The sequence below is a fragment of the Massilia sp. Dwa41.01b genome (genome assembly GCF_014171775.1).
Classification (GTDB): domain Bacteria; phylum Pseudomonadota; class Gammaproteobacteria; order Burkholderiales; family Burkholderiaceae_D; genus Telluria.
This window is the reverse complement of sequence record NZ_CP050454.1, coordinates 746,415-768,698: the sequence shown is the minus strand read 5'-3', so window position 1 is coordinate 768,698 and position 22,284 is coordinate 746,415. Positions and strand designations below refer to the sequence as shown.

General features: G+C 64.1%; 21 protein-coding genes and 3 pseudogenes. 10 read left to right on the top strand and 14 right to left on the bottom strand.

Going from position 1 to position 22,284, the window contains the following annotated elements:
• Window positions 1–289: 289 nt before the first annotated feature.
• Complete coding sequence (locus G4G28_RS03485) at window positions 290–1,132, top strand: surface-adhesin E family protein (protein WP_182990861.1); 843 nt, start codon at window positions 290–292, stop codon at window positions 1,130–1,132.
• Between the two features lie 171 nt (window positions 1,133–1,303).
• On the opposite strand, the gene G4G28_RS03480 is transcribed toward G4G28_RS03485, so the two are convergent.
• On the bottom strand, window positions 1,304–1,774 hold the full coding sequence (locus G4G28_RS03480) for a hypothetical protein (RefSeq protein WP_182990860.1): 471 nt from the start codon (window positions 1,772–1,774) through the stop codon (window positions 1,304–1,306).
• A gap of 231 nt (window positions 1,775–2,005) precedes the next feature.
• On the opposite strand from G4G28_RS03480, the gene G4G28_RS03475 reads away from it, so the two are divergent.
• Entirely contained in the window at window positions 2,006–2,365 is a 360-nt protein-coding gene (locus G4G28_RS03475) for an MmcQ/YjbR family DNA-binding protein (RefSeq protein ID WP_182990859.1), read from the top strand.
• 54 nt (window positions 2,366–2,419) lie between these two features.
• Window positions 2,420–2,581: a DUF2256 domain-containing protein gene (locus tag G4G28_RS03470; protein ID WP_202033714.1), complete on the top strand. Its 162-nt coding sequence runs from the start codon at window positions 2,420–2,422 to the stop codon at window positions 2,579–2,581.
• 3 nt (window positions 2,582–2,584) lie between these two features.
• Here the strand turns inward: G4G28_RS03470 and G4G28_RS03465 are convergent, their stop codons facing one another.
• The 4 genes from G4G28_RS03465 to G4G28_RS03450 all read right to left on the bottom strand — a co-directional run bounded on the left by G4G28_RS03465 (window position 2,585) and on the right by G4G28_RS03450 (window position 5,339).
• Window positions 2,585–3,277, bottom strand: a complete 693-nt coding sequence (locus tag G4G28_RS03465; protein ID WP_183108047.1) for a hypothetical protein — start codon at window positions 3,275–3,277, stop codon at window positions 2,585–2,587.
• Window positions 3,274–3,474 (bottom strand): hypothetical protein, encoded by a 201-nt coding sequence (locus G4G28_RS03460; protein ID WP_182990857.1) that lies wholly within the window; start codon window positions 3,472–3,474, stop codon window positions 3,274–3,276. Before G4G28_RS03460 ends, G4G28_RS03465 begins: the two co-directional genes overlap by 4 nt.
• Before the next feature lie 68 nt (window positions 3,475–3,542).
• Window positions 3,543–4,130 (bottom strand): TerD family protein, encoded by a 588-nt coding sequence (locus G4G28_RS03455; RefSeq protein ID WP_182989773.1) that lies wholly within the window; start codon window positions 4,128–4,130, stop codon window positions 3,543–3,545.
• A 72-nt stretch (window positions 4,131–4,202) separates the two neighbouring features.
• Window positions 4,203–5,339, bottom strand: a complete 1,137-nt coding sequence (locus G4G28_RS03450) for a toxic anion resistance protein (protein WP_183108046.1) — start codon at window positions 5,337–5,339, stop codon at window positions 4,203–4,205.
• A 373-nt stretch (window positions 5,340–5,712) separates the two neighbouring features.
• Here G4G28_RS03450 and G4G28_RS03445 point away from each other — a divergent pair, with 373 nt between their 5' ends.
• The 3 genes from G4G28_RS03445 to G4G28_RS03435 all read left to right on the top strand — a co-directional run bounded on the left by G4G28_RS03445 (window position 5,713) and on the right by G4G28_RS03435 (window position 7,809).
• A complete protein-coding gene (locus tag G4G28_RS03445; RefSeq protein ID WP_182990855.1) occupies window positions 5,713–6,705 on the top strand; it encodes a HEAT repeat domain-containing protein in 993 nt (330 codons plus the stop codon).
• Between the two features lie 138 nt (window positions 6,706–6,843).
• Complete coding sequence (locus G4G28_RS03440; protein ID WP_183108045.1) at window positions 6,844–6,984, top strand: hypothetical protein; 141 nt, start codon at window positions 6,844–6,846, stop codon at window positions 6,982–6,984.
• Between the two features lie 192 nt (window positions 6,985–7,176).
• Complete coding sequence (locus G4G28_RS03435) at window positions 7,177–7,809, top strand: response regulator transcription factor (protein WP_056334485.1); 633 nt, start codon at window positions 7,177–7,179, stop codon at window positions 7,807–7,809.
• Window positions 7,810–7,986: 177 nt separating this feature from the next.
• On the opposite strand, the gene G4G28_RS03430 is transcribed toward G4G28_RS03435, so the two are convergent.
• On the bottom strand, window positions 7,987–9,144 hold the full coding sequence (locus G4G28_RS03430; RefSeq protein WP_182990853.1) for a branched-chain amino acid ABC transporter substrate-binding protein: 1,158 nt from the start codon (window positions 9,142–9,144) through the stop codon (window positions 7,987–7,989).
• Window positions 9,145–9,290: 146 nt separating this feature from the next.
• Here G4G28_RS03430 and G4G28_RS03425 point away from each other — a divergent pair, with 146 nt between their 5' ends.
• Complete coding sequence (locus G4G28_RS03425; protein WP_182990852.1) at window positions 9,291–10,319, top strand: chemotaxis protein CheB; 1,029 nt, start codon at window positions 9,291–9,293, stop codon at window positions 10,317–10,319.
• Between the two features lie 73 nt (window positions 10,320–10,392).
• On the opposite strand, the gene G4G28_RS03420 is transcribed toward G4G28_RS03425, so the two are convergent.
• Both G4G28_RS03420 and G4G28_RS03415 read right to left on the bottom strand, forming a co-directional pair.
• Window positions 10,393–11,529: a sensor histidine kinase KdpD gene (locus tag G4G28_RS03420; RefSeq protein WP_182990851.1), complete on the bottom strand. Its 1,137-nt coding sequence runs from the start codon at window positions 11,527–11,529 to the stop codon at window positions 10,393–10,395.
• 348 nt (window positions 11,530–11,877) lie between these two features.
• A complete protein-coding gene (locus G4G28_RS03415; protein ID WP_182990850.1) occupies window positions 11,878–12,969 on the bottom strand; it encodes an alkene reductase in 1,092 nt (363 codons plus the stop codon).
• 165 nt (window positions 12,970–13,134) lie between these two features.
• On the opposite strand from G4G28_RS03415, the gene G4G28_RS03410 reads away from it, so the two are divergent.
• Window positions 13,135–14,115 carry a LysR family transcriptional regulator gene (locus tag G4G28_RS03410; protein ID WP_182990849.1) on the top strand — a complete coding sequence of 327 codons (981 nt, stop codon included), beginning with the start codon at window positions 13,135–13,137 and terminating at the stop codon, window positions 14,113–14,115.
• Window positions 14,116–14,581: 466 nt separating this feature from the next.
• On the opposite strand, the gene G4G28_RS03405 is transcribed toward G4G28_RS03410, so the two are convergent.
• The gene (locus G4G28_RS03405; protein ID WP_183108044.1) at window positions 14,582–14,842 is read right to left on the bottom strand and encodes a hypothetical protein; all 261 of its coding nucleotides are present in this window, start codon (window positions 14,840–14,842) and stop codon (window positions 14,582–14,584) included.
• Here G4G28_RS03405 and G4G28_RS28835 point away from each other — a divergent pair.
• Window positions 14,754–15,008: pseudogene (locus tag G4G28_RS28835) on the top strand (CAP domain-containing protein); the annotation flags it as partial. The gene G4G28_RS03405 and the pseudogene G4G28_RS28835 overlap by 89 nt on opposite strands.
• 201 nt (window positions 15,009–15,209) lie before the next feature.
• Here the strand turns inward: G4G28_RS28835 and G4G28_RS03395 are convergent.
• Window positions 15,210–17,267 (bottom strand): M13 family metallopeptidase, encoded by a 2,058-nt coding sequence (locus G4G28_RS03395; protein WP_182990847.1) that lies wholly within the window; start codon window positions 17,265–17,267, stop codon window positions 15,210–15,212.
• A gap of 258 nt (window positions 17,268–17,525) precedes the next feature.
• Between G4G28_RS03395 and G4G28_RS03390 the strand changes: the two genes are divergently transcribed.
• Window positions 17,526–18,428, top strand: a complete 903-nt coding sequence (locus G4G28_RS03390) for a helix-turn-helix domain-containing protein (RefSeq protein ID WP_183108043.1) — start codon at window positions 17,526–17,528, stop codon at window positions 18,426–18,428.
• 95 nt (window positions 18,429–18,523) lie between these two features.
• On the opposite strand, the gene G4G28_RS03385 is transcribed toward G4G28_RS03390, so the two are convergent.
• The 4 genes and pseudogenes from G4G28_RS03385 to G4G28_RS03370 form a co-directional block, all read right to left on the bottom strand.
• Window positions 18,524–19,681 carry an MFS transporter gene (locus G4G28_RS03385; RefSeq protein WP_308601766.1) on the bottom strand — a complete coding sequence of 386 codons (1,158 nt, stop codon included), beginning with the start codon at window positions 19,679–19,681 and terminating at the stop codon, window positions 18,524–18,526.
• A 114-nt stretch (window positions 19,682–19,795) separates the two neighbouring features.
• Window positions 19,796–20,284 carry a family 20 glycosylhydrolase gene (locus G4G28_RS28830; RefSeq protein ID WP_374039792.1) on the bottom strand — a complete coding sequence of 163 codons (489 nt, stop codon included), beginning with the start codon at window positions 20,282–20,284 and terminating at the stop codon, window positions 19,796–19,798.
• Window positions 20,285–20,439: 155 nt separating this feature from the next.
• Window positions 20,440–21,194 (bottom strand): annotated as a pseudogene (locus tag G4G28_RS27385) (family 20 glycosylhydrolase); the annotation flags it as partial.
• Window positions 21,195–21,309: 115 nt separating this feature from the next.
• A pseudogene (locus G4G28_RS03370) lies at window positions 21,310–22,281 on the bottom strand (family 20 glycosylhydrolase); the annotation flags it as partial.
• Window positions 22,282–22,284 lie beyond the last annotated feature (3 nt).

The following is a 22,284-nucleotide window of genomic DNA, read 5'->3' as shown; positions in this document are numbered from 1 at the left end:
ACACCCGCGGCGTGGATCGGGGCCTTTTTCTATTTCCCGCTGTGCTACGCGGTCACATGGACTCCGGCGTGTCGACATCCAGCGATGGCCCTCCTTGAACCCCGGCGCGCAAACACTTCTTACTGTAATATGTTGCCGTACGGCATTTCAGCGCATTCTTGTGTATCGGGCGACGTCCTTTTCCCCAACAAGACGAAGAACATGGCGGCAAGATATTCCCTGGGAATCCGAATGCGCCATGCCCCATACCCGCCTCATCCATCATCCCATTTTTCGAACAGCCTCCTCGATGAAAAACCTTCTCCTGCCTGCCCTTCTTGCGCTTTGCGCCAGTCTCGCCAATGCCTCTGAAACTGTCACGATCGGCGGTGTGAAAACCTTGAAGTACTCGGAATCGGAAGTGCGCGAGTACGTGAGGAAAATGAATTCCTTGAAGACGGACATGTCCGTGGACGAAGTGCTTGCCATTATGGGACGGCCCTATCGCGAGCAACCGGTGTCGTCTACCCAGCGCATTTTCGTCTACCCACTCTCGATCATCGTCAGCTTCTACCAGAATCGCCAGACCGGGAAATGGCAGGTGACCGCGCCCGCGTTGTACACGAACCCATATTGCCAGCGAATGGACGGCACCCCACAAACGGGCGCCCTTGGCCAGGATGCCAGTGAATACCCTAATGTGAACTGCATTCCCAAACCGGGTAGCAAGCCACAAGCAGAGGAGGCTCCAAAGCCGGTGGTGAAGCGGATCGCCATGTCCAGTCTGCCAAAACCCGAATGGAAATTGCTTAATTCTTTTGCCGGTAACAAGTGGACGTCGGCAAGCAAGACCTATTACGATACCCACCCTGTGAAAAATGGTAACAATGTCATGGTTCGACAAATGATGAGCTACCCTGTCGACCAGGGTGCCGGTTATGCGACCTACCGTTTTCGTTCACAGATCTATCTGCTTCTGGTTTCCTGCAAGGCCAAGGATGAAGAAAGTGTCTTCATCAAGGGGACGGAATCGTACAGCGGAGAGATGGGAACTGGAAACCGGGTCAACGTTTTTGACAACACGCCTTCGGAATCGAGCAAGGAATCCTGGACCTCCGACGACAACGGTTTAAAGAAGATCGTTTGCAAATAAACGCTTCACCCTGACCTTGAACGGAGCTTTGATGCAAGAGCCGGTTTCGGACGAGCACTGGTAGGCGTTCGACTTGGCAGTCCATGTGTCGATGCGTTGCTTGCGCCCAGGGCCATCAGGCGGCGCGCATAGAAAACGCCACCTTCCGGTGGCTTTTTTGTGTGCGAGTCCTTATTCCTTCTTTTCCCTGAATTCACCCTCAATCACCGTGTCGTCGGTGCGTTGGCGCGGACTGCGGCCAGCTGCGAATTTGACGCCGGACGATACCATGCGAGCGAAGACCGCTTTTCTCATCCAGGGGTAGGTCAGCAGAAACAGCGTAGCGAAACCGGTGAACAGTGCGGGCACGTAGTCGCTGCGCGACAGGAAGCTCAGCAGAGAGAGTGCGAGCAGGCTCACGATGAGTGGCCGTCGCACAGGTTTGGGTAACAGCCCGACGATGCGCAGCTTGCCCTTGCTGATCCAGGGGAACCGTGCGAACAGCGCGCCAAGCAGCAAGCCTGCCGTTGCCCGGCCCGTGCCCAGCTGAGCGGCCAATTCGCCGATGACAAGGTAACCGGTATAGGTCATCGTGCTGGCCAGGGCTGCCAGCAACACCAACACAAGGGCGATCGCCAGCTTCGGCTTGCCTATCGCCGCCATGACTAAATAACGTAGGATTTGCGTACTCCTGCAAGTGGGCATCGGATGGCTGCCGTAAATTCTAACAGCAGTCTCCGATGGCATCGCTTTCCCATCACTGCCGGGCAAGGCACTGCATGGGTGGGGTGCGTGATTCCAGGCGTCGTATCGGCTGGCGAGTCATGTTGCTGTTCAGGTTGAAGCGTCGTCTACAATCGGGCGGCATGCCACCACATCCAATACCTGCCCGCCATGAACGTTGAAGAGCTGAAGTTATTTTGCCAGGGATTCCCTGGTGTCACTGAAACACGCTATGCGGCCCCACCGAACATGCTCGTCTATTCCGTCGGCGACAAAAAGTTCGCGTACTTCAAGACGAGTGAGCCGGAGAAGTGGCGTTTCAGCACGAGAGTCTCGCCCGACCGCTTCGTGGAGCTGACCGGTATTCCTGGCGTAAAGCCGGCCCGGTACATGGGGCGCTTTCATTGGGTGACCATCGTCCACGTCGACCGCTTTCCGCCGGCATATTTGACCGAATTGGTGGAGTGGTCGTATCGCACAGCGCTCGACTCGCTCAGCAAGGCCAAGCGGCATGCCATCCTCGCTCGGTAAAACCGAGCTCCTCGCTGCATTCGATGATTCACGCCGCGGCGTACAATCGCCGGCATGAAGATGCGCCGAAAATCCGACCTGCCCACCAAACTCTGCGCGCACTGCCAGCTGCCTTTTACCTGGCGCAAGAAGTGGGAACGCGACTGGGAGCAGGTCAAGTATTGCTCGGAACGCTGCCGCCGTGCCGCGCCCGCGGCCGCGAAAGAGCGGGACTAGCCGCTATCGATTCTCTTGCGCCTGCGCCATCTCCAGTGCCGGCAAGGTCACCGTCAGGAAAGCCGATATCTGCGCGATCAGGTCGGCGGCCTGCTGGCGCATCTGCCCCATCTGCAGCATCGACAGTTCCGCCTGGCGCACGGCCTGCTGGATCAGCGTGCGGCGCTGCGTGAACGCGTCGAGCAGGACCGGGTCGGGCGCGCTGGCGGCCAGTTTGGCCACCACGGCAAGCACCGCCCCGTGCAGGCTCAGGTTCTGCGCCGATTCCTCCAGCGCGCGCATGGCGGCCTCGCTGTCGGCCATCAGCTGCAGCAGTTGCGCACGGCTGGCGCTCAGCGCCGGTTTGTATTGAAAGGGCGACTGGCCGCGGCGAAACAGCTTGTCGAACATGCCCGTTGGCGCCCGGGTACTCTCGAGCGCACTCTCCAGCAGCGCCGGCACGCCCATCTGCGAAAATGTCACGACCTGCTCGGTGATGGGCTGAAGCAGCGCGGCCTGCTCCATCAAGGGTGCCTCCGCCCAGTCCGTCACCAGTGACAGTTTTACGGGCAGGATGCGGCGAAACAGCGCCGCCAGGCGCGCCTGCGCGTGCGCGAACAGGGTCGGATAATCGACGCTGGCCATTGCCAGCGCATCGCGTACGGCCGGATGGTCTTCGCTGTCGAACAGCGCCCTGGCCGCGCCTTTCGCGGTCATCCCTGTGGATGCCGGCGCCGGGGAAGGTCGTCGAAGGACAGCGGCCTGGGCGCGCTGCTGGCGGCGGACGACGCGGCGCTGCCCTCCTCGTCGCCGAAGTCGAATGCGCGCGGTGCGGCCGGAGGCGGCGCGGGAGCAGCGGGCGGTGGCGCCGCCTCCTCGCCGAAATCGAATGGCTTGGGCGTCTGCTCGGTCATCGGCTACTCTGCGGCGGGACTGATGCGCACTTCGACGAACGGCGGCTGCGGCAGGCGCGCGACGGTCCTCAGACGGTGCCGCCGAGCTTGCGGATGAAGGTAGCGAGATTGAGCTTGAAGCCGGCGCCGACGGCCTGGAAGCGCCATTCGCCATCCCTGCGGTACAGCGAGCCGAACTGCAGCGCGGTCTTGTCCGAATAGTCCGCGTCCAGGTCGTACTCGGCGATTACTTCACCGGTGTCGTCGTTGTACACCTTGATATAGGCGTCGTTGACGGCGCCGAAGGTCTGCCGGCGGGCCTCGGCCTCGTGGATGGTGACCACGATCGGCATTTCCACCACGGCCGGGTCGACCCTGGCCAGGTCGACCGTGATGACTTCGTCGTCGCCATCCTTGTCGCCGGTGCGGTTGTCGCCCGAGTGCACGACGGCGCCATCGGGCGAGGTCGTGTGGTTGTAGTAGACGAAATGGGCGTTGCTGAGCATGACCGGATCGTCGTTCGCGTTTTTCCCGCACAGGAACACCGACGAATCGAGGTCGAAGGCCTGGCCGGCGGTTGCGTTGACCTTCCAGCCGAGGCCGATGCGAACACGTTTCAAGCCCGGGGCGGTTTTTTCGAGGTTGATGCGGTGGCCGGTTTCGAGCGTCGTCGCCATGGACTTTCCTTGAATGGTAAAAATACTATTTTCGCCCGAATGGCCACCCTCGGCAATGGGTGGCCCCGGGAATCAGGTGCCCGACGGCGAGAACCGTTCGATCAGTTCGCGTTCCAGTGCCTGCAGCTTCGGCAGTTCGTCGCGGCGGCGCTGCTGGCCTTCGTTCGAAATCTGCTCGAGCTTGTCGAAAGCGGTAATCAGCTGGGTCTGCACGTGCTGGGCCGTTTCCAGGCTGACCAGGGAACGCTGCTTGGCGCGGGCGACAGTCTCGGTGTTTTCCAGCAGCATGTCGGCCTGGGCGCGGAAGGCGGCGTCGGTGGCGTCGTAGGCGGCGTTGGCGACGGCCGCGCTCTGCTTGGCTTCCAGTTGCAGCAGATAGAGCGAGAACACGTTGCGCCAGGCCGGGATCGACACGTTGACGATGTCGGTGAAGGTGTCGGTCAGGGCACGGGCATTGTCCTGCGACAGGCGGATCTGCGGCACCATCTGCGTGGCCATCAGCATGGCGCGCTTGAGGTCGTCGATGCGCTTTTCCAGGCGCTCGAGACGACGCTTGAGTTCGGTCGCCTGCTGCGCCTCGAAGGCGTTCGCCGCCGCCCCCTGCTGCGCAAGCGCCTGGCGCAGCCGCTCGGCCCAGGCTTCGCCCTTCTTCACGTCGGCATCCAGGCCCTGGTAGTAGATTTCCAGGCCCTTGTACATCTCGTCGAAGTCCTGGATGCGCGAGCGGTGCAGGTTGGCATGGCGCGTCATCTCGGCCACCAGCGTATCCATGCGCGACTCGACGACCTGGTACTGCGACAGCATCTTCTCCTTCACCGAGCCGAACATGTTCGTCACGCGCGACAGCAGGCCGCCCGAGCGCAGCTTGGCCGGGTCCAGTCCCTTCGAAGTGGCAATCAGTTCGTTCAGCTGCGTGCCGAACACATCCGCATCGGAGGCGCGCACGGTGCCGAGCAGCTTGGCCGATACCTTGGCCACGCCGGGGCCGGCCGAGCCGCCCAGGGTCTCGATGGCCTTGTCGTCGATGCCGGAGATATCGACACGCACCTGCGGCGCTACTTGCGGCGCCACGCTGACCTCGGGACGCAGCGCCGGCAGCGCGTCGGACGTGCGCAGGGGCTCAAACAGGGGCGCCAGCGTCGGCGCGGGCGTCGCCGGCGCCGTGGGTGCGGCTTTCGCTTCGTCGTCGGAGGAGAACAGCGGTTTCATAGCATTCCTTCAGGTGTGAAGTGACAATATGAATAGCTTACCATCGAGCAACCCTGCTGAGTACGTTTCACTTGCGGCAGGTCCTGGCGTCGGCATCGCCGTGAGTAGCGCAGATGGAAGGCTCCTGTGCCGCAGGGCTTCATTCAGTATAACCAATCGGCACAGCGTCAATCGTGCCTGGCGGGAGGATACGCCCGCATCCTGGCCGCGCGCCTCTTTTTGCATGCAAGGCCGTCGCCGTCCAGCGCATTGTCGCGCCACGTCCACACCTCGCCAGGACTGCCATTCGAACAACACATCCTTGTTTCGCTAGTATTTTCCCTATGCAATAATGTATTGCAGCACTATCAATACAATTACATAAGGGGAAGTCATGAAGAGCTGGAACACGTCTTTCACGCGCGCGGCGGCAGCAAGCCTTGCGCTGGCGGTACTGAGCGGTTGCGCGGTCAACATGCCGGTGCCGATCACCGAGCCCGCCGCCTCCACCGTCGCCTACACCAAGGGCAGTGCGCTCAAGCCCTTGAACCTGGCGTTCAGGAACGACCAGTCGGATGCGGACAAGGCGGCCTTCATGACCGGCACCATTCCGATGAACCCGATGTACAAGGACAAGCCGCTCGAGAGCGTCAACTGGATTGCCGAGCAGACGGTCAGGGAAATGGTGGCACGCGGCCTGCCGGTCACGCTGGCGCAGGACGGCAGCGAGGCGACCAGGGTGTCGGTGAAGCGTGTGCACATCGAAAACTATCGCGCCAGCGGCTTTTCTCCCTTCGTCACGTTTACCTCGGCACGGGCCGACGTCGAAACGCCGCAGGGCATGCGCCGCGTGACGGCCTACGTGAAACGCGCCAAGGTGCCGGTCTGGTCGTTCAATGAAGTCATCGACCCGACCTTCAACGAGCCGCTGTCGCTGCTGACCAAGGAACTGGCGGCAAAGCTGAACCAGCAGTTCTTCCAGCAGGTGGTCGGCACCGACCAGGTGGAAAGCCTGGCCGCGAAGATCGACCGCGACGCGGCCACCCGCGGCGATGCCTATCTCGACGTCTACCAGCTGGGCTTCAGCAACAACCCGGCCGCGATCCCGCATCTCGTGAGGCTGAGCTCGCACTCGAGCGAGTACGTGCGCCTGGCCGCCCTGTCCTCGCTGGGCATCCTGAAAGCGCAGGGACAGCTCGGTTTCCTGATCGGCCGCTTCGAAGCGCCGGCCGGCATCTGGCAGGACCGTGCCATGGCCCTGAAGGCCATCGGCGACCTGGACACCCCGGAAAGCCGCGCCTACCTGGAAAAGCAGCTGTCCAAATTCAGCGCGGGCACCGACAAGGAAGCGATGTGGACCAAGGAAATCATCGGTCTCTACCTGTAATCGGTCACGCGTCTTAAGCTGATGATGCCACCCTCGCGGTGGCATTGTCGTTTTCGGACGTGCACGCTGGCGGACAGTACCGGCGCGGGTGGCGATGCGATAATGACGGGACCATTGCCAATCACTGCGGAGAAGCCCATGCCCCATATCGCCGGTATCGACCACGTCCAGGTTGCGATTCCGCCCGGCAGCGACGACGCCGCGCGCGCCTTCTACGGCGGCGATTCGAGCGTGCTGGAGGTCGTCGCACTGCTCAAGCAGGGCATACGGCCGGCCTGACACCCCTGTCGAACCGCTGCTGCCGGAAGCCGCGCGCATTCTGCACGGTTCCGTTAGCCCAGCATTCGTGCGCCCTGTTGTAGAAGGCCGAGGGAGTGCTAAAATGTTACATGCGGTTTAGCTCATTCAACGCATGACAGCCGGGCAATGTTTCCGGCTCTTTCCTGTGCCAGGAAAATTTAAGGGAAGACAATGATACGCGTTGCCATTTGTGACGATCACCAGATAGTTCGAGCAGGATTCAAACAGATTTTCTCGTCGTCCGGCGATTTCGAAGTCGTCGCTGAGGGTGCCACCGGCCGCGAGGCGCTCGATATTGCCCGTCGTGAGATCTGCGACGTGCTGCTGCTCGACATCGCGATGCCCGACCAGAGCGGGATCGACATCTTGCGCACCATCCGCCAGGGCCAGCCCAACCTGCCGGTGCTGATCCTGTCCGGCTATCCGGCACAACAATATGCCCTGAACCTGTTCAAGATGGGTGCCAACGGCTACCTGAACAAGGAATGCGACGCGGACGAACTGAAGACCGCCGTGCGCACCGTCTTCCAGGGCCGCCGTTATGTCAGCTCCACCGTCGGCGAACTGCTGGCGCAGAGTTTCGATCGCGATCCGAACACAGCGTTGCACACCGAGCTGTCGGACCGCGAGTTCCAGGTGTTCCTGCGCCTGGCGAAGGGTGCAACGGTGTCCGACATCGGCAATGCCTTGTCGCTGTCGATCAAGACCGTTTCCACCTACCGTACCCGCATCATGGAAAAGATGGGCCTGCAGTCAAACAGTGACCTGACTTACTATGCCATGAAGAACAACCTGCTCGACTAAGTACTCGACCAGAAATAAATGTGAATTTTGGCAAACAGAACCGGACGTGCCGGTTCGGATGCGGTGCAAGGCGGCGAGCGCGCCGCAGTGCGAGCACTGCCCCGCAAGCGGACGCGAGCCAACGCAGCAACGCGCCGGTTATGGAAGCCAAAAACATATTTATTTTTGGGTGAGTACTTAGCGCAATACCTGCAGTTTGGTCTTCTGCCCCTTGCGGTAGGTGTACAGGGTCAGCGCGGCATTGTTCAGGTCGCCCTTGGCGTCGAACGCGATGCTGCCGGTGACGCCTTCGTAGCGGATGCCGGCCAGCGCCGGCAGGAATTTGGCCGGCTCGGCGGAGTTCGCCGTCTGCATCGCCCTGGCAAACACCATCACTGCATCGTAGGCATAGGGCGCATAGGTTTGCAGCGGGATCCTGTAGCGCTGGCGGTAGCGCTCGGTAAACGCATTGAAGCCGGCTTCCTGCGCCCCGCTGACCCCGCCCGCCACCACGCAGAACACCTTGTCGTCGACCAGCGCGTCGCCCGCGAGCAGCGGCATTTTTTCGGAGCAGACGCCATCACCCGACACCAGCTTCGCACGCAGGCCAAGCGCCTTCATCTGCTTGAGCATGGGGCCGGCCACCGCATCCATGCCGCCATAAAAAATCACGTCCGGATCCCTGGCGCGGATCTGGGTCAGGATGGCATTGAAGTCGCTCGCCTTGTCGTTGGTGAACTGGCGGCTGACGACGGTGGCCGCCGGACCGGCGCGGCGCACGCCCTTGACGAATTCGTCGGCCAGGCCCTGGCCGAAGGCGGTGCGGTCGTCAATCACGGCAATCTTTTTCGCCTTCAGGGTGCCGATGGCATAGGTTGCCAGCGTGCGCCCGACCAGGTTGTCGTTGGCGACCACCCGGAACGCGGTCCTGAAACCCTGGTTCGTATACAACGGCGTGGTCGCGGCCGGCGAAATCTGCGGGATGCCGGCATTGGCATAGATTTTCGACGCCGGCACCGTCGTGCCCGAATTGAGGTGGCCCACCACGGCCGCCACCCTGGCATCGACCAGCTTTTGCGCGACCGCCGTGCCGGTTTTCGGATCGGCGGCGTCGTCTTCCGGCTGCAGGATCCACTGCACTTTTTTCCCGCCCAGCACGATGCCTGCGGCGTTGAGCTCGTCGATCGCCATGCGCGCGCCGTTCTCGATGTCCTTGCCCTGGTGGGCACCGGTGCCGGACAAGGGAGACGCCGTGCCGATTTTCACTTTCAACATCGGCGCGGCGGGCTGGGCGTGGGCGGACGAGATGGCCGACAGCCCCAGCAGGCAGGTAATCAGGGAATGGGCGATGCGCATGGATGGCTTTCCAAAGGACAGTGCTGTCGATTGTAATGCGCTACGGCAGCCCGCCTGAAAACAAGCGTGCGATGCCCGGATCATGAAGAAAGCGCCCGAGCTCCTGATGAGGACTACAATCGGACTTTAATGGCTGAGGAGCTTGAATGGATGCACGCCTGAACTGCGACAGACGAAACATTGTTGTCATCGGGGCCTCCGCAGGCGGTGTCGAGGCGCTACGGACGCTGTTTGCCGGTTTGCCCACAGATTTATCCGCAAGTTTTTTTGTGGTGCTGCACCTGAGCCCGCATTCGCCAAGCCAACTGGATCGCATCTTGCAAAAGACTACGTCCATGCACGTGGCCTTCGCGCGCGACCGGCAGCCGATCGTGCCCAACACCGTCTATATTGCGCCGCCGGATCGCCACCTGATGATCGAAGGCGACCAGGTGCGCGTGACGCGCGGCCCCAGGGAATGCCGCTCCAGGCCGGCAGTCGACGTCCTGTTCCGCTCTGCCGCGCTGGCCTTCGGGCCACGCGTGATTGGTGTCATCCTGACCGGGAGCCTCGATGACGGGACTGCCGGACTGTGGCAGATCAAGGACCGCAAAGGCCTGGTCTTCGTACAGGAACCCGACCAGGCCGCGCACAGATCGATGCCGGATAGCGCGATCGAACACGTCGAAGTCGACTGCCTCGGTTCGATCGAGCGCCTGAGCGCGGAAATCGCGCAGGAAACAACCAGGGAGCCGGAACTGCCACAGGTCGGCCAGCCACGTCATGCCCAGCAGGTCGAGAATGCAGTCGCACTGGAGGGGAAGGGAATGTACGCTGGCGTAATGAACCTTGGAAAAGTCTCGCAATACACCTGTCCCGAATGCCATGGTGTCCTGGTGCAGATCGAGGAAGGCAAGCTTGTGCGCTTTCGCTGCCATACGGGTCATGCGTATTCGTTCAAGTCGCTGCTTGTCGAGGTGAACGAGGCCATCGATTCCAGTTTGTGGTCGACGGTACGTGCAATCGAAGAGCGAATCCTGGTTTTGAAGCAATTGGCAGAAATCGCTGAGGAGGCGGGACGCACGACTGATGCCTCGCGGCTACGTGCCAAGGCAGCCGAAGCGGAGGAAAAATGCGCGCCCTTGCGCGAACTGGTTCTCGATGCGGATTTCCTCGCTGTGGAGGAAGCCTCCTGAACGTCGCTTCAGAACGGGCGTCGCGTACGCTCCCCCGCACGCCGAGAAGCCGCAAAACAACCCTGGCGATTTGTCACGCGCTTCGAACGTCCTGGGGCATGACGTACGGGCGCGCGTCGATGGGGACGCTTACCGTAAACGTCGTGCCTCTGCCCTCGGCACTGTCGACGACGACACTGCCGCCGTGGCTTTCGATGACGTTCTGGACGAAAGGCAGACCGAGGCCCCAGCCCTTTATGTCGACATCTTCAAGACGTTGAAACGTGTTGAAAAGACGCGAGATGTCGGTCTCGGGAATGGGCCGGCCTTCGTTATGAACAGACAGCAGCATCCTGTCATCGGCTTTGCTCACAGTCACCGTGATCGGCTTGGACGGATCGCCATACTTATGTGCATTCGAGGCCAGGTTCTCCAGCACACGCTTCATGGAAACGCGGCACCACTGCCCAACCAGATTCTCTCCAGCAACCTGGACAGACTGCCCGACGAGCGGCATGTCGGCGCACACCTCTTCCACCAGGGGCATGATGTCGAACGCAGTCAAGTGGAGCTTGAGCTTCATTCGCCCCCTCAGCTGCGCCGCATCGAGCAAGGTCTGGATCATTTCATCCGTCTCCCGGATCTTCTGGACGATGCTTCCGGCCAGGCGGAGGATGCCGGGATCGGATGTCTTGAGCGAAATGAGCTGGGCAGACGCGTTCGCTACGTGGAGCGGATTCCTCAGGTCGTGCGACAGGCTCATGATGAAGGCTTCGTTGACCTCCTTGTTAACGGCGCTGTAACCGCTGATGGACTCGCGTGTCGCGTGCTCGATCGCGTGGCCGATCACGTCGGCATTGGCCTGGCTTAAACGCAGCCCTTTCGTTTTGGCGACCGAGAACAAGACCTCGCGAAATAACTGCAGTTCGTGAATCAAGTCTTGCGGGCCATACTCGGTCATGTTGGCGCGCTCGCGGCCATGAACATTGCCCAGGTTGGTACCTGCAGTCGCGGTGTGACGCCTATCGCTGACGGAAAGCGCTTCGACAATATTCTCGTACAGGATAGGGAGTGTATCCGTCAGTATCGGGCTGCCGAGTTTCGCGGCCGCCGGCACCTCGGCAGCGACACGTTTTCTCCAAAGATCGAGTACCTCGTCGCGGCAAGCGGCAAACGAAGGTACAACATCATTCGTGGGCGCAATCTGGCCACTGATGTCGCTCGAGTGCATCGACCTCTCCGGTTAGTGCTGTCGCGCGAGTGGCGATCCACGGAATCGGACCGTCGAGAATAAGCTGATCCAGGTACGCGGCCAGAACTCGATGCGCATTAGGCAAACAGAACCGGATGCGGTGCGCCGCAGTGCGGGCACTGCAGGCGCGCCAAGGCAGCAACGCGCCGGTTCCGGCAGCCAAAAACACATGTAGTCTGGGTGAGTACCTGTGACGGCAGTGTAAGCGCATATTCCCTATACGGCTACATTTCTGTACTGCATGATTTCTCTGGGCGCGCATCGCGCGAACAAAAACGCCAACCCTCAGGTTGGCGTTCTCACTGGTCCTGGCGACTTCCCAGCCGCTCAGGCCGCCTGGTCCAGCGTCGGGTAATCGATATACCCGGCTTCGCCCGGCACATAGAAAGTCTTCGGGTCCGGCGTGTTGAGCGGCGCGTTCAGTTTCAGGCGCTGCACCAGGTCCGGATTGGCGATATACGCACGGCCGAAAGCCACCGCATCGGCGCGGCCCGATTCCACCGCCTCGATCGCCATGTCGCGGGTATAGCCGTTGTTGGCGATATAGGTACCCTTGAAGGCCTTGCGCGCCCAGGCGAAATCGAAGCCGGGGATGTCGCGCGGGCCGCCGGTGGCGCCTTCGACGAAGTGGATGAAGGCGATGCCGCGCTTGTCCAGCTCTTCGACCAGGTAACCGAACACGGCTTGTGGATTGGTATCGGACAGGTCGTTGGCCGGGGTGACGGGCGAGAGGCGGATGCCGACGCGGCCGGCGCCGATCTCGGCCACCACGGCGTCGACGACTTCCAGCGCGAAGCGGGCACGGTTCTCGATCGAACCGCCGTAGGCGTCGGTACGTTTATTTGCGCCATCGCGCAGGAACTGGTCGATCAGGTAGCCGTTGGCGCCATGCAGTTCGATGCCGTCGAAACCGGCGCGGATCGCGTTGGCGGCGCCGCGGCGGTACTCGTCGACGATCTGCTTGATCTCGTCGAGGGCCAGTTCACGCGGCACCGGTGCGTCGACCTTGCCGGCGTGGGTGTAGGCCACCACTTTCGGCGCCACCGCCGACGGGGCGATCGGCTGCACGCCGCCGGTGAGAATCGGGTGCGTCACGCGGCCCACATGCCAGATCTGGGCGACGATCTTCGAGCCGGCTTCGTGCACGGCCTGGGTGATCGGCTTCCAGCCTTCGACCTGGGCATCCGAATAGATGCCCGGCGTGGCCATGTAGCCCTTGCCGACCGGCGAGACCTGGGTGCCTTCGCTGATGATCAGGCCGGCGTTGCTGCGCTGGCGATAGTATTCGATGTTCATCGGGCTGCCCGGGATGTCGCCGGCGGCCTCGTCGGCGCGGCTGCGGGTCAGCGGGGCCATCACGACACGGTTGGCGACGTCGATGTCGCCGATGCGGGTAGCTTGAAACAGTTTCTGGGTCATTGTCCGTTCCGTTTCTAGAAGTTGGATGATTGGGCCGCCGGTCGCTACGCCATGGGAGGCGGTCGCCGGCGGCCACGACAATGAACAGTATGCGTATTCCCATAAGCATTGGGTAGGCCGCACGAATGATATGATCTATTCCTGACCGGAATGGATGGAGACAAGATGGACCGCTTGCGCCTGATGGAAACCTTTGTCCGCGTCGTCGAGACCGGCAACTTCTCGGCCGTCGCGCGCGAGGAGCGCAGTACCCAGTCGGCCATCAGCAAACAGGTGCAGGCGCTGGAAACCCTGCTCGGCGCCAGGCTGCTGGTGCGCTCCACGCGCAGCCACGCGTTGACCGAAGCAGGCAAGCGCTACTACGAGCGCTGCCGCCAGGTACTCGACACGCTGGAGGAAGCGCGCGTCGAAGTCCAGCGCACCGAGAACGAGATCACCGGCGTGCTGCGCGTGGCCGCGCCGGTCTCCTTCGGGCGCCTGCACATCGTACCGCGCCTGGCGGCCTTCTTTGCGCGCTATCCGCAGCTGAAGATCGACCTGCAGCTCGACGACAGTTTCGTCGACCTGGTCGTTGGCGGCATCGACGTCGCCTTCCGCGTCGGTGAACTCAAGGACAGCCGCCTGATCGCGCGCCGCATCGGCACCGCCCACCGCGCCGCCCTCGCTTCCCCGGCTTATCTTGCGCGGCATGGCGAGCCGCAGCACCCGGAGGACCTGGCCCGCCACCAGTGCATCGTCTACACGGGCCTCACCAACCTCAACGAATGGAACTTCCAGGACGAGGACGGCGCTCACCACACGGTGCGGGTGAATGGCCACCTGCAGTCGAACAGCTCCGAAGCGATCCGCCAGGCCGTGGTCGAGGGCCTCGGCATCTGCTACACGCCGCAGTGGGTGTACGGCGACGACATCCGCGCCGGCCGCGTGAAACCGATCCTGACGAACTACCGGCTGCCGCCGCTGCCATTGAACGTCGTGTTCCAGCCGGCGCGCCGGCCCTCACTCAAGATCAGCCATTTCGTGTCTTTCTTTGCCGAGGAATTCGCACGCGACCCGGATATTTCGCCGATGCTGGCGCGGGACGGGAAGGACGATGCGCTGGCGACGCTGGGCGACTACGGCGGCAGGGACGCCAGGCAGCACTGACCATTTACCGCTTGGCAACGCCGATCGGACGCGATTCCCGATGCCCGTGCCGCGAAGGCAAGCCGGACTGCAGTCACAAGCCGCGCCGACTTGCCAATCGCAGGAGCGTCCCCATGTGCAGTGCATGGGCATCCTGTTCCGGATACCGCTTTCCGATAGTGACATGCAACATTTCGTTTCCACCTCCCTGCTCGCCACTGCCTTGCTGGCAACGGGTGCCGCTCATGCCCAGGGCGACCCGGGCCTGGTCGCCCTGATCAACGACTACCGCGCCCATCCCGACGCCTGCGCCGGCAGGCCCGCACCGCCCTTGCGCGCCCAAGCGACGCTGGCGCGCGTGCGTTTCGGCCCCGGTGCCTTTCCGGAATCGGTGCTGGAGCAGGCGGGCTACCATGCCGCCAGCGTGGAGGTGATCGGCGTACGTGGCGCAGCCGACGCGGCGGCGGCAATGGAGGCGATTCGCAACCTATTGCCGCGCCCTGCTGGATGCGAGCTTCACGGAAGTCGGCACCAGCCGCCGCGGCGAGGAATGGACGATCGTGCTGGCGCGGCCGCTGCCGCCGGTAACGCTGCCTGGCCAGCAGGAGGTAGGCCGCGAGATCCTCGGCCTGGTGAACGCGGCGCGCGCCAGCCCGCGCATGTGTGGCGAGCGCTCCTTCGGCCCGGCCGCACCGGTGCGCTGGAACGATGCACTGGCCGCCGCCGCGCTGGTGCACAGCCGCGACATGGCCACGCACCGCCATTTCGCCCACCAGGGCAGCGACGGCAGCGAAGTGGGCCTGCGCTCCAGCCGTGCCGGCTACAACTGGCGCCAGGTCGGCGAAAACATCGCCGCCGGCCAGACCACGCCGAAAGAAGCGGTCGAGGGCTGGCTGGACAGCCCCGGCCACTGCGCCAACCTGATGAACCCCTCCTTTGTCGAGATGGGCGCCGGCTACGACATCAGCCGCGCACGCATGCCAGGCTTCGTGTACTGGACCCGGTATTCGCGGTGCCCCGGTAGGGTTGGCGCGGCCGCGGGGCTGATTGCAGCGCGAGCGCTCGCGCAGGAGACTTGCGGCGACCCGGCATCGCGCCGGATGCGCCGCCCCGCCCTACCAGAAGATGACGCGTTCTTCCGGCGCCAGATACATCTTGTCGCCCGGCTTGACGTCGTAGGCTTCGTAGAAACCAGGATGGTTGCGCAGGCTGCCGTTGACGCGGAATTCCGACGGCGAGTGCGGATCGGACTTCACCTGCGAGATCAACGCCGCATCGCGCGCCTTGCCGCGCCGGACCTGGGCCAGGCCCATGAACAGGCGCTGCTCGGCGGTGAAGCCGTCGATGACCGGCGCCGGCTTGCCGGCCAGGTAGATTTTATAAGCGCGGCTGGCCATGATGGCGCCGGCGTTGTCGGCGATGTTCTCGCCCAGCGTCAATTCGCCGTTCACGTGGTAGCCCGGCAGCGGGCTGTAGGCGCCGTACTGGGCAACGAGCACCTTGCCGCGTGCCGCGAACTTGTCGGCGTCCTCTTTCGTCCACCAGTTGCGCAGGTTGCCGTCGCCATCGAACTGCGAACCCTGGTCGTCGAAAGCGTGACTGATCTCGTGGCCGATCGAGATGCCGACCGCGCCGTAGTTGACCGCCGGCTCGGCGTTGGCGTCGTACAGCGGATACTGCAGGCGCGCGGCCGGGAACACGACCTCGTTCAGCTCGGGGCTGTAGTAGGCGTTGACGGTCTGCGGCGACATGCTCCAGGCGCTGCGGTCCACCGGTTTCCCCAGCTTGCCGATGCCATACGCGTGCGCGAATTCGCGCGCACGCATCACGTTGCCCACCAGGTCGCCGCGTTCGATCGCCAGGCTGGAGTAATCGCGCCACTTGTCCGGGTAGCCGATCTTCGCCTTCATCTTCGAGAGCTTCAACTGCGCCTGCTTCCTGGTCTCCTCGGTCATCCAGTCCAGCTTCTCGATGCCTTCGCCGAAGGCCGTGACGAAGTTCTTCACCATCGCTTCCACCTGCGCGCGGCGCTCGGCCGGGAAGTGCTTCTCGACATAGACCTTGCCGACGATCTCGGACAGGTCGCGGTTGACCTGGGCAATCGCGCGCTTCTCCAAAGGACGGTTCACCTTCGCACCCGACAGCACGGTGCCGCGGAAGGCGAAGTTCTCGTCCACGAAGGGCTGCGACAGGTAAGGGGCGTAGCTGCTCAGCAGGCGGAAGGCGAAATAGGATTTCCAGGTATCGAGCGGCGTGGCGACGATGAGTTTATCCAGCTTCTCGAGGTAGCTCGGCTGGCTGACGATGAGCGAATCGACCTTGCCGGCAATGCCGGTGCCCTTCGCGTAGGCCTGCCAGTCGAAGTGCGGGGTCAGGGTTTTCAGCTGGGCGAACGAGAGCTTGTTGTAACCCTTGACCGGATCGCGGTTTTCCACGGCGCTCCACTGCACGCGCGCGATCTCCGTTTCCAGCGCGAGGATCTGCGCGGCTTTGGCAGCGGCGTCCGCGTGTCCGGCCAGCGCCAGCATCTTCTCGACGTGGGCCTGGTACCGGGCGCGGATGTCCTTCAGGCGCGCCTCGTCCTGCAGGTAGTAGTCGCGGTTCGGCATGCCCAGGCCGGACTGGTTGATGTCGACGATGTAGCGCGTCGAATCGCGGTTGTCCTGATGAACGACCATGTCGAGCGGCGCACCGGCATCCAGGCGGGAAAAGCGCGCCGCCAGTGCCGCGATGCCGCGCTTGTCCTTCAGGGCCTGGACACGTGCCAGCTCCTGCTTCAGGGGCGCCAGGCCCAGCGCATTGCGGCGGGTCTCGTCGACGTAGCTGGCGTAGTAGTCGCCCATCTTCCGGATGTCGGAACCAGGACGGGCGTCCTTGTCGCCGGCCGCGCCCTCGACGATGTCGCGCACCTGGCCCTCGACCTTGTCCTGGGCGACGTTGAAGGCGCCCCAGCTCGAGCGGTCCGACGGAATCTCGACGTCCTTCAGCCATGTGCCCTGGCTGTAGCGGAAGAAGTCGTCCTGTGCACGCACGCTCCGATCAATCGCAGCGACGTCGACGCCGGACACCGCGGCCGCGGCCGGTGCCGGTGCCGGTACCGCATCGTGGGCGCCAGCGTGGCTGGCGGCGGCAAACAGCCCCGCGATCAGGGTGCTGCACAGGGTAGGCTTCATGGTCTCTCCGCTTTCGAATCATGGTCAACCGGCCGATGCTAAAGCAAATGGCTGGCCCTGCCAAGGGAAGCAGGGGCGATTGCCGGCGCATGCCGGCATGGCAGGGCGCCCGTACGTACGGGCGCTATCGAAAACGGCGGGCGTGTATTGACGGGAATGGTCGCCAGCACCGCGGACTTCAGCCATAATGAATAGAACTTTGCCAACGATCGTTCCAATGCCGCATTCCCGCCCATCCATCGCCAGAGAGCTGCGTCCATGAAGCCCACCTCGCGCGTCTCGCGCCTGTACGAGGTCATGGACCTGATGCTCGACTCGGTGGGCGACCCGCTGGCGCTGAAGAACCTGGCCGCCTCGGCCAGCTATTCCTCCTTCCACTTCGACCGCATCTTCCGCGAGCTGACCGGCTTTTCCGCCGTGGAATACCAGAGAAAACGCCGCCTGCGCCGCGCCGCACACCTGTTGCGCCACGAGCCCGACGTCTCCATCCTGCGCATCGCCCAGGACTGCGGTTTTCCGTCCAACGCCGCCTTCGCCAAGGCCTTCAAGCAGCAGTTCGCGATGTCGGCCAAGGCCTGGCGCGAAGGTGGCTGGCGCACCTACATGGACCAGCAGGTCGGACGCGAGAGCGACGTCAGCTTCTTTGTCGCCGAACCGGGCAACCTGGACGTGATCCTGGCGCCCTATTCTCCGCCGGCGCCGGGCAGCGTGGTCGCGCGCATCCGGGTGCAGGCGCTGGCGCCGATCGCCCTGCGCTACCAGCGCTTCTTCGGCCAGTCGGGCGCTGCGCTGTCGATCGCCTGCAACGATTTCATCTGCGAGCGCGAACGCCGCGGCGACGTCGGGCGCACCACGCCCTGGTACGGCGTGTTCGACGAAGACCCCGGTTTCACGGGCGAGCGCGAGTACTGCTACGACTTCGGCTTTGCCGGCAGCGACAGGCCGGACCCGTCGCTGGGCACGCGCGTGCTCCCGGCCGGCAGCTACGCCTGCCTCGATTTTTCCGGCGAGTGGCCGCGCTTTCGCTCGATGTACGAAGACTGGCTCGACCGCCAGAGCGTCTGGCGCCTCGACAGCACGCGCCCGCATATCCAGAAGGTCGAGCGCGGGCAGGACGATGGCTGGCAGGGCTGGCTGGCGCTGCCGGTCAAGAAGCGCTGATCGTCCGTAGCGTGGGCACCCCGTGCCCACGCCGAATCATGGTCATTGTTGGCAATACCGCGTGGGCACAGCGTGCCTCGGCGGCCCCGCCCACCTTACTTGTCGTCAAAACGCAGGAAGCGCGTCAACACCAGCCCCGGCAACGCACACACCAGCACCCACAGGAAAAACGAGCGGTAACCCAGCGCCGCCTGGATATCCCCGCTGACCATCTTCGACAGTACCAGGCCAAGCTGCATGAAACCGGTGCCGAGCGCATAGTGCGCGGTCTGGAAGCGCCCGCGCGCCACCACCTGCATGATGAACAGGATGATGCCGACGAAGCCGAAGCCGTAGCCGAACATCTCGATCGACAGCGCCGCGGCGATCAGCGTGAGCGAGGCCGGCTGCGCCGCGCTCAGGTAGCAGAACACCAGGTTCGGCAAATTCATCGCCAGGATCAGGAAGGGCAGCGCACGGCGCAGGCCCAGCCAGGCCGTGAAATAGCCGCCGCCGATACTGCCCACCAGGAAGGCAACCGTGCCGGCAGTGCCATACACGATGCCGACTTCCCCGGTGCTCAAGCCCAGGCCGCCGAGCGCACGCGCATCGCGCAGGAACAGCGGGCCGATGGTCTGGATCTGCCCCTCCGCCAGGCGGAAGGCGACGATGAAGACGATGTACATCCAGATCCCGTCCTTGGCGAAGAAATCCTTGACCACCTCGACCAGCGTGCGCGCGACGCCGCGCAGCGACGCATCGGCCGGCGGCACCGTCAGGGTGCCGGGCAAGGCCCAGCCGTGATACAGGCCCAGTCCCGCCATGGCCGCCGCCATCAGTGCAAACACCACGGTCCATGCCGGCGCGACACCGATGCGTCCTTCCAGGTAGCCGGCCAGGATCACCAGCCCGCCCAGCGACAGGAATTTGCCGGTATTGAAAAAGGCGCCCTGCCAGCCCGCGTACATCGCCTGCTGGCGTGCCGACAGGCTGATGATGTACAGGCCGTCGGCAGCGATGTCATGGGTGCTCGACGCCAGCGACACCACGGCCAGCGCCGCGATCGCGAGGGCGAACCAGGCCGGCAGCTGCAAGCCCAGCGCGAGCGCCGCCAGCGCCGCGGCACCGAGCAGCTGGAAGGCGACCACCAGCCGCTTCTTGCTGCGCGCCAGCTCGAGGAAGGGACTCCACAGGGCCTTGAACACCCAGGCCAGGCCGAGCAAACCCGTCCAGCGGGCGATCTGCTCGTTGGGCACGCCCATGCTCTTGAACATCAGGCCCGCCACCAGGGCTACCGCATAGAACGGCAGGCCCGGGCCAGGTACAGGGTCGGCACCCAGGCCAGCGGGTGGCGCGGCGCCGCTACCGGCACGGCAAGAGGAGGAGCATTACGCATCGGGAGCATCCTTCAGGTCGAGGGTGACAACGCGGCTGGCGCGGCCGCGCGTGTCGAAACTGGCAATCCGCAATGTGCCGGCACCCGGCGGCGGCGTCAACGGTCCAGTGTAGCGGGGACTGGCGCCGTCAAGCTCGCCGTTATCGAATGCATAGCGCAAGCTCAGTCCGGGCAGCGCGACGTTCGCCTGGATGACGCCGTCGCGTCGCACGACACCGGTGGCGGCAGCCGATAGCCGTAGCCGGGCGGATCGCGGTCCAGGCGCGGCAGTTCGCGCTGGCCGAGGCGGTTGGCGAATGCGTTCCAGTCGGCCGCGATCCGCTCGGCGCGCCGGGCCGGATCCGCAATCCGCTGCCAGCCAGCCGGGGTCAAGACTCCAGGCGCGCTCGGCCAATGCCAGCAGCCGGGGCGCCACCAGGTATTCGATGCGCGCGCGCGAGTGCGCGTTCTCGCCCCACAGCTGGCCCTGCAGGCCGAGCACGCGCTCCGGCGCCGCCAGCGGTACCAGCCGCCCCAGCGCATCGGGGACAGCGGCCGTCCCATCTGGTCGGCACCGGGCAGCAGCGTCAGGTCGAGCGGGCTGAAAAGGAAGGCCTGGCGCGTGTCGACGAAGCCGGCCCAGTAATAGCCGGGCTCCTGCGGGTCTTTCGCATAGGCCAGGTCGAAGTAGAGGTTGGCGGCGTTCGCCAGCACCACCTCATAGCCGGCATTGGCCAGCTTGAAGGCGCAGTCTTCCTGGCCCGAGCCCCAGGCATTGTTCCACACATACACCTGGAAGCCGGGTCCGGCAAAGCGCGGGTCGGGCTCGGCGCCCGGATTGTTTGAAGCCTCGGCGCCGCCGGGCGTCGGGTGCAGCAGTGCGGTGTCGTCCCAGCCGGCAAAGGCCAGGCCGTGGACTGCCAGGATGGCGCGGCAGCGTGCCACGAAGTCGGCACGCAGCTCGGCCACGTCCTGCCAGCCCTGTTCCGCCATGCGCGCGGCAGATTGGGGGAGCCGAGCCAGGCACCGAGTGGCACCTCGTCGCCGCCGGTGTGGATGGCGCGTAGCGGCACTCCGGCCTCGCGGTAGAGGGCGCGTACTTCAGCCACCACCGTATCGATGAAGCGGTCCACCGCAGGCAGCGCGATGCAGATCACGTTGTCGTGCCACAGCTGCACCGATTCGTAGCGGGACGTGTCGTCCGGATCGTCGAGGCGATAGGCCATTGCGCCGGCCACATCTCCCTGCGCCAGCAGGCGGTCGTGGCGCACACGCATCGCCTGCACGGCGGCGCGCGCATGGCCCGGCATGTTGAACTCGGGGATGACCTCGATATGGCGCGCATGTGCGTAGCGCAGGATGGCGATGAATTCGTCCGCGTTGTAGTAACCGCTGCCGGCCGAGCCATCCACCTGCGCGCCCGAGCCGAAGGATGGCGGCAGGCAGGCCTCTGCCGGCAGCGGCCACGCCGCGCCGGGCCCCGACTTCGGTCAGTTCGGGCAGCGCGGCGATTGCGAGGCGCCAGCCTTCGTCGTCTGTGAGGTGAAAATGAAAGCGGTTCAGTTTGTAGCGGGCCATGCAGTCCAGCAGGCGCAGTACCGTGTCGACACCGGCGAAATGGCGCGCCACGTCCAGCATCATGCCGCGGTAGCCAAAGCGCGGTGCGTCGACGACCTCCCCGAGCGGCACGCTGCCGTCAGCTTCGATCAGCTGGCGCAGCGTCTGCAGGCCGTTGAAGACGCCGTGCGCCGAAGCGCCGCGCAGGCGGATTTGATCGAGCGCGATATCGAGCCGGTAGGCTTCTTCCGGCACGCCCTGCCCCACGTCCACCGGCCCCGTCTCGAGCGTGATGCGCACCCCGGCGCCTCCGGGCGCCAGCCCGGCCAGCAGCGTGCGCAGGAAAGCCGCTTCGCCGGCCAGCGCCGCCTCGTGCAGCAACGGACTGTCGCTGCCGATGCGGCAGGATGCGTCCGTGAAACGGCTCGCCAGCGGCTGTGGCGTGATGCGTCCGACCTCCTCGATGGGTAGCAGGCGCAAGCCGGCATTGTCGTCGAAGCGGCGCGCGGCATCGTTCGTCGGCACGCGGTCTTCGCTATGGCGTGCACGCTGCGCCGCACGTGTGAAAGGGACAATGTGCGGATCGCCCAGGTCGATTGCCTCGCCCTCGCCGGTGACGAGGTAGAAGCCGAGCGGCGCATCGGTGATGCTGATGGCCCAGAAGCGCGCTTCGTAGCGGATGTCGAACTCCTCGCCCGCCTGCCAGGGTGCGCGTTCGCGCAGCGTCAGGCGAAACAGGTCGCCGTTCACATGCTCGATGAGGAAAGCGGGGCTGACGGTGTCCGCCAGCACCTTGCGGCAGGTATTGAAGTACAGCTGCCAGCCCGCCGCGATCGGCGCCTCGCCTTCGTTGCGCAGCGCCAGCCGCGCCGCGAAAGTATTCTCGCGCACGCCGTTGGCCAGGCATTCCCACTCGATGGACACTGGAGACCTTGTCGGCATCGT

Bases quoted from the DNA above. Each gene is read 5' to 3' on its own strand.
- G4G28_RS03430 (WP_182990853.1), bottom strand. From the start codon at position 9,144: ATGCGCATCGCCCATTCCCTGATTACCTGCCTGCTGGGGCTGTCGGCC.
- G4G28_RS03485 (WP_182990861.1), top strand. From the start codon at position 290: ATGAAAAACCTTCTCCTGCCTGCCCTTCTTGCGCTTTGCGCCAGTCTC.
- G4G28_RS03435 (WP_056334485.1), top strand. From the start codon at position 7,177: ATGATACGCGTTGCCATTTGTGACGATCACCAGATAGTTCGAGCAGGA.
- G4G28_RS03405 (WP_183108044.1), bottom strand. From the start codon at position 14,842: ATGTCGCGGCTGTGCACCAGCGCGGCGGCGGCCAGTGCATCGTTCCAG.
- G4G28_RS03385 (WP_308601766.1), bottom strand. From the start codon at position 19,681: ATGTTCAAGAGCATGGGCGTGCCCAACGAGCAGATCGCCCGCTGGACG.
- G4G28_RS03470 (WP_202033714.1), top strand. From the start codon at position 2,420: ATGAAGATGCGCCGAAAATCCGACCTGCCCACCAAACTCTGCGCGCAC.
- G4G28_RS03415 (WP_182990850.1), bottom strand. From the start codon at position 12,969: ATGACCCAGAAACTGTTTCAAGCTACCCGCATCGGCGACATCGACGTC.
- G4G28_RS03450 (WP_183108046.1), bottom strand. From the start codon at position 5,339: ATGAAACCGCTGTTCTCCTCCGACGACGAAGCGAAAGCCGCACCCACG.
- G4G28_RS03455 (WP_182989773.1), bottom strand. From the start codon at position 4,130: ATGGCGACGACGCTCGAAACCGGCCACCGCATCAACCTCGAAAAAACC.
- G4G28_RS03440 (WP_183108045.1), top strand. From the start codon at position 6,844: ATGCCCCATATCGCCGGTATCGACCACGTCCAGGTTGCGATTCCGCCC.
- G4G28_RS03445 (WP_182990855.1), top strand. From the start codon at position 5,713: ATGAAGAGCTGGAACACGTCTTTCACGCGCGCGGCGGCAGCAAGCCTT.
- G4G28_RS03425 (WP_182990852.1), top strand. From the start codon at position 9,291: ATGGATGCACGCCTGAACTGCGACAGACGAAACATTGTTGTCATCGGG.
- G4G28_RS03390 (WP_183108043.1), top strand. From the start codon at position 17,526: ATGAAGCCCACCTCGCGCGTCTCGCGCCTGTACGAGGTCATGGACCTG.
- G4G28_RS03460 (WP_182990857.1), bottom strand. From the start codon at position 3,474: ATGACCGAGCAGACGCCCAAGCCATTCGATTTCGGCGAGGAGGCGGCG.
- G4G28_RS03465 (WP_183108047.1), bottom strand. From the start codon at position 3,277: ATGACCGCGAAAGGCGCGGCCAGGGCGCTGTTCGACAGCGAAGACCAT.
- G4G28_RS03420 (WP_182990851.1), bottom strand. From the start codon at position 11,529: ATGCACTCGAGCGACATCAGTGGCCAGATTGCGCCCACGAATGATGTT.
- G4G28_RS03475 (WP_182990859.1), top strand. From the start codon at position 2,006: ATGAACGTTGAAGAGCTGAAGTTATTTTGCCAGGGATTCCCTGGTGTC.
- G4G28_RS03480 (WP_182990860.1), bottom strand. From the start codon at position 1,774: ATGGCGGCGATAGGCAAGCCGAAGCTGGCGATCGCCCTTGTGTTGGTG.
- G4G28_RS03395 (WP_182990847.1), bottom strand. From the start codon at position 17,267: ATGAAGCCTACCCTGTGCAGCACCCTGATCGCGGGGCTGTTTGCCGCC.
- G4G28_RS03410 (WP_182990849.1), top strand. From the start codon at position 13,135: ATGGACCGCTTGCGCCTGATGGAAACCTTTGTCCGCGTCGTCGAGACC.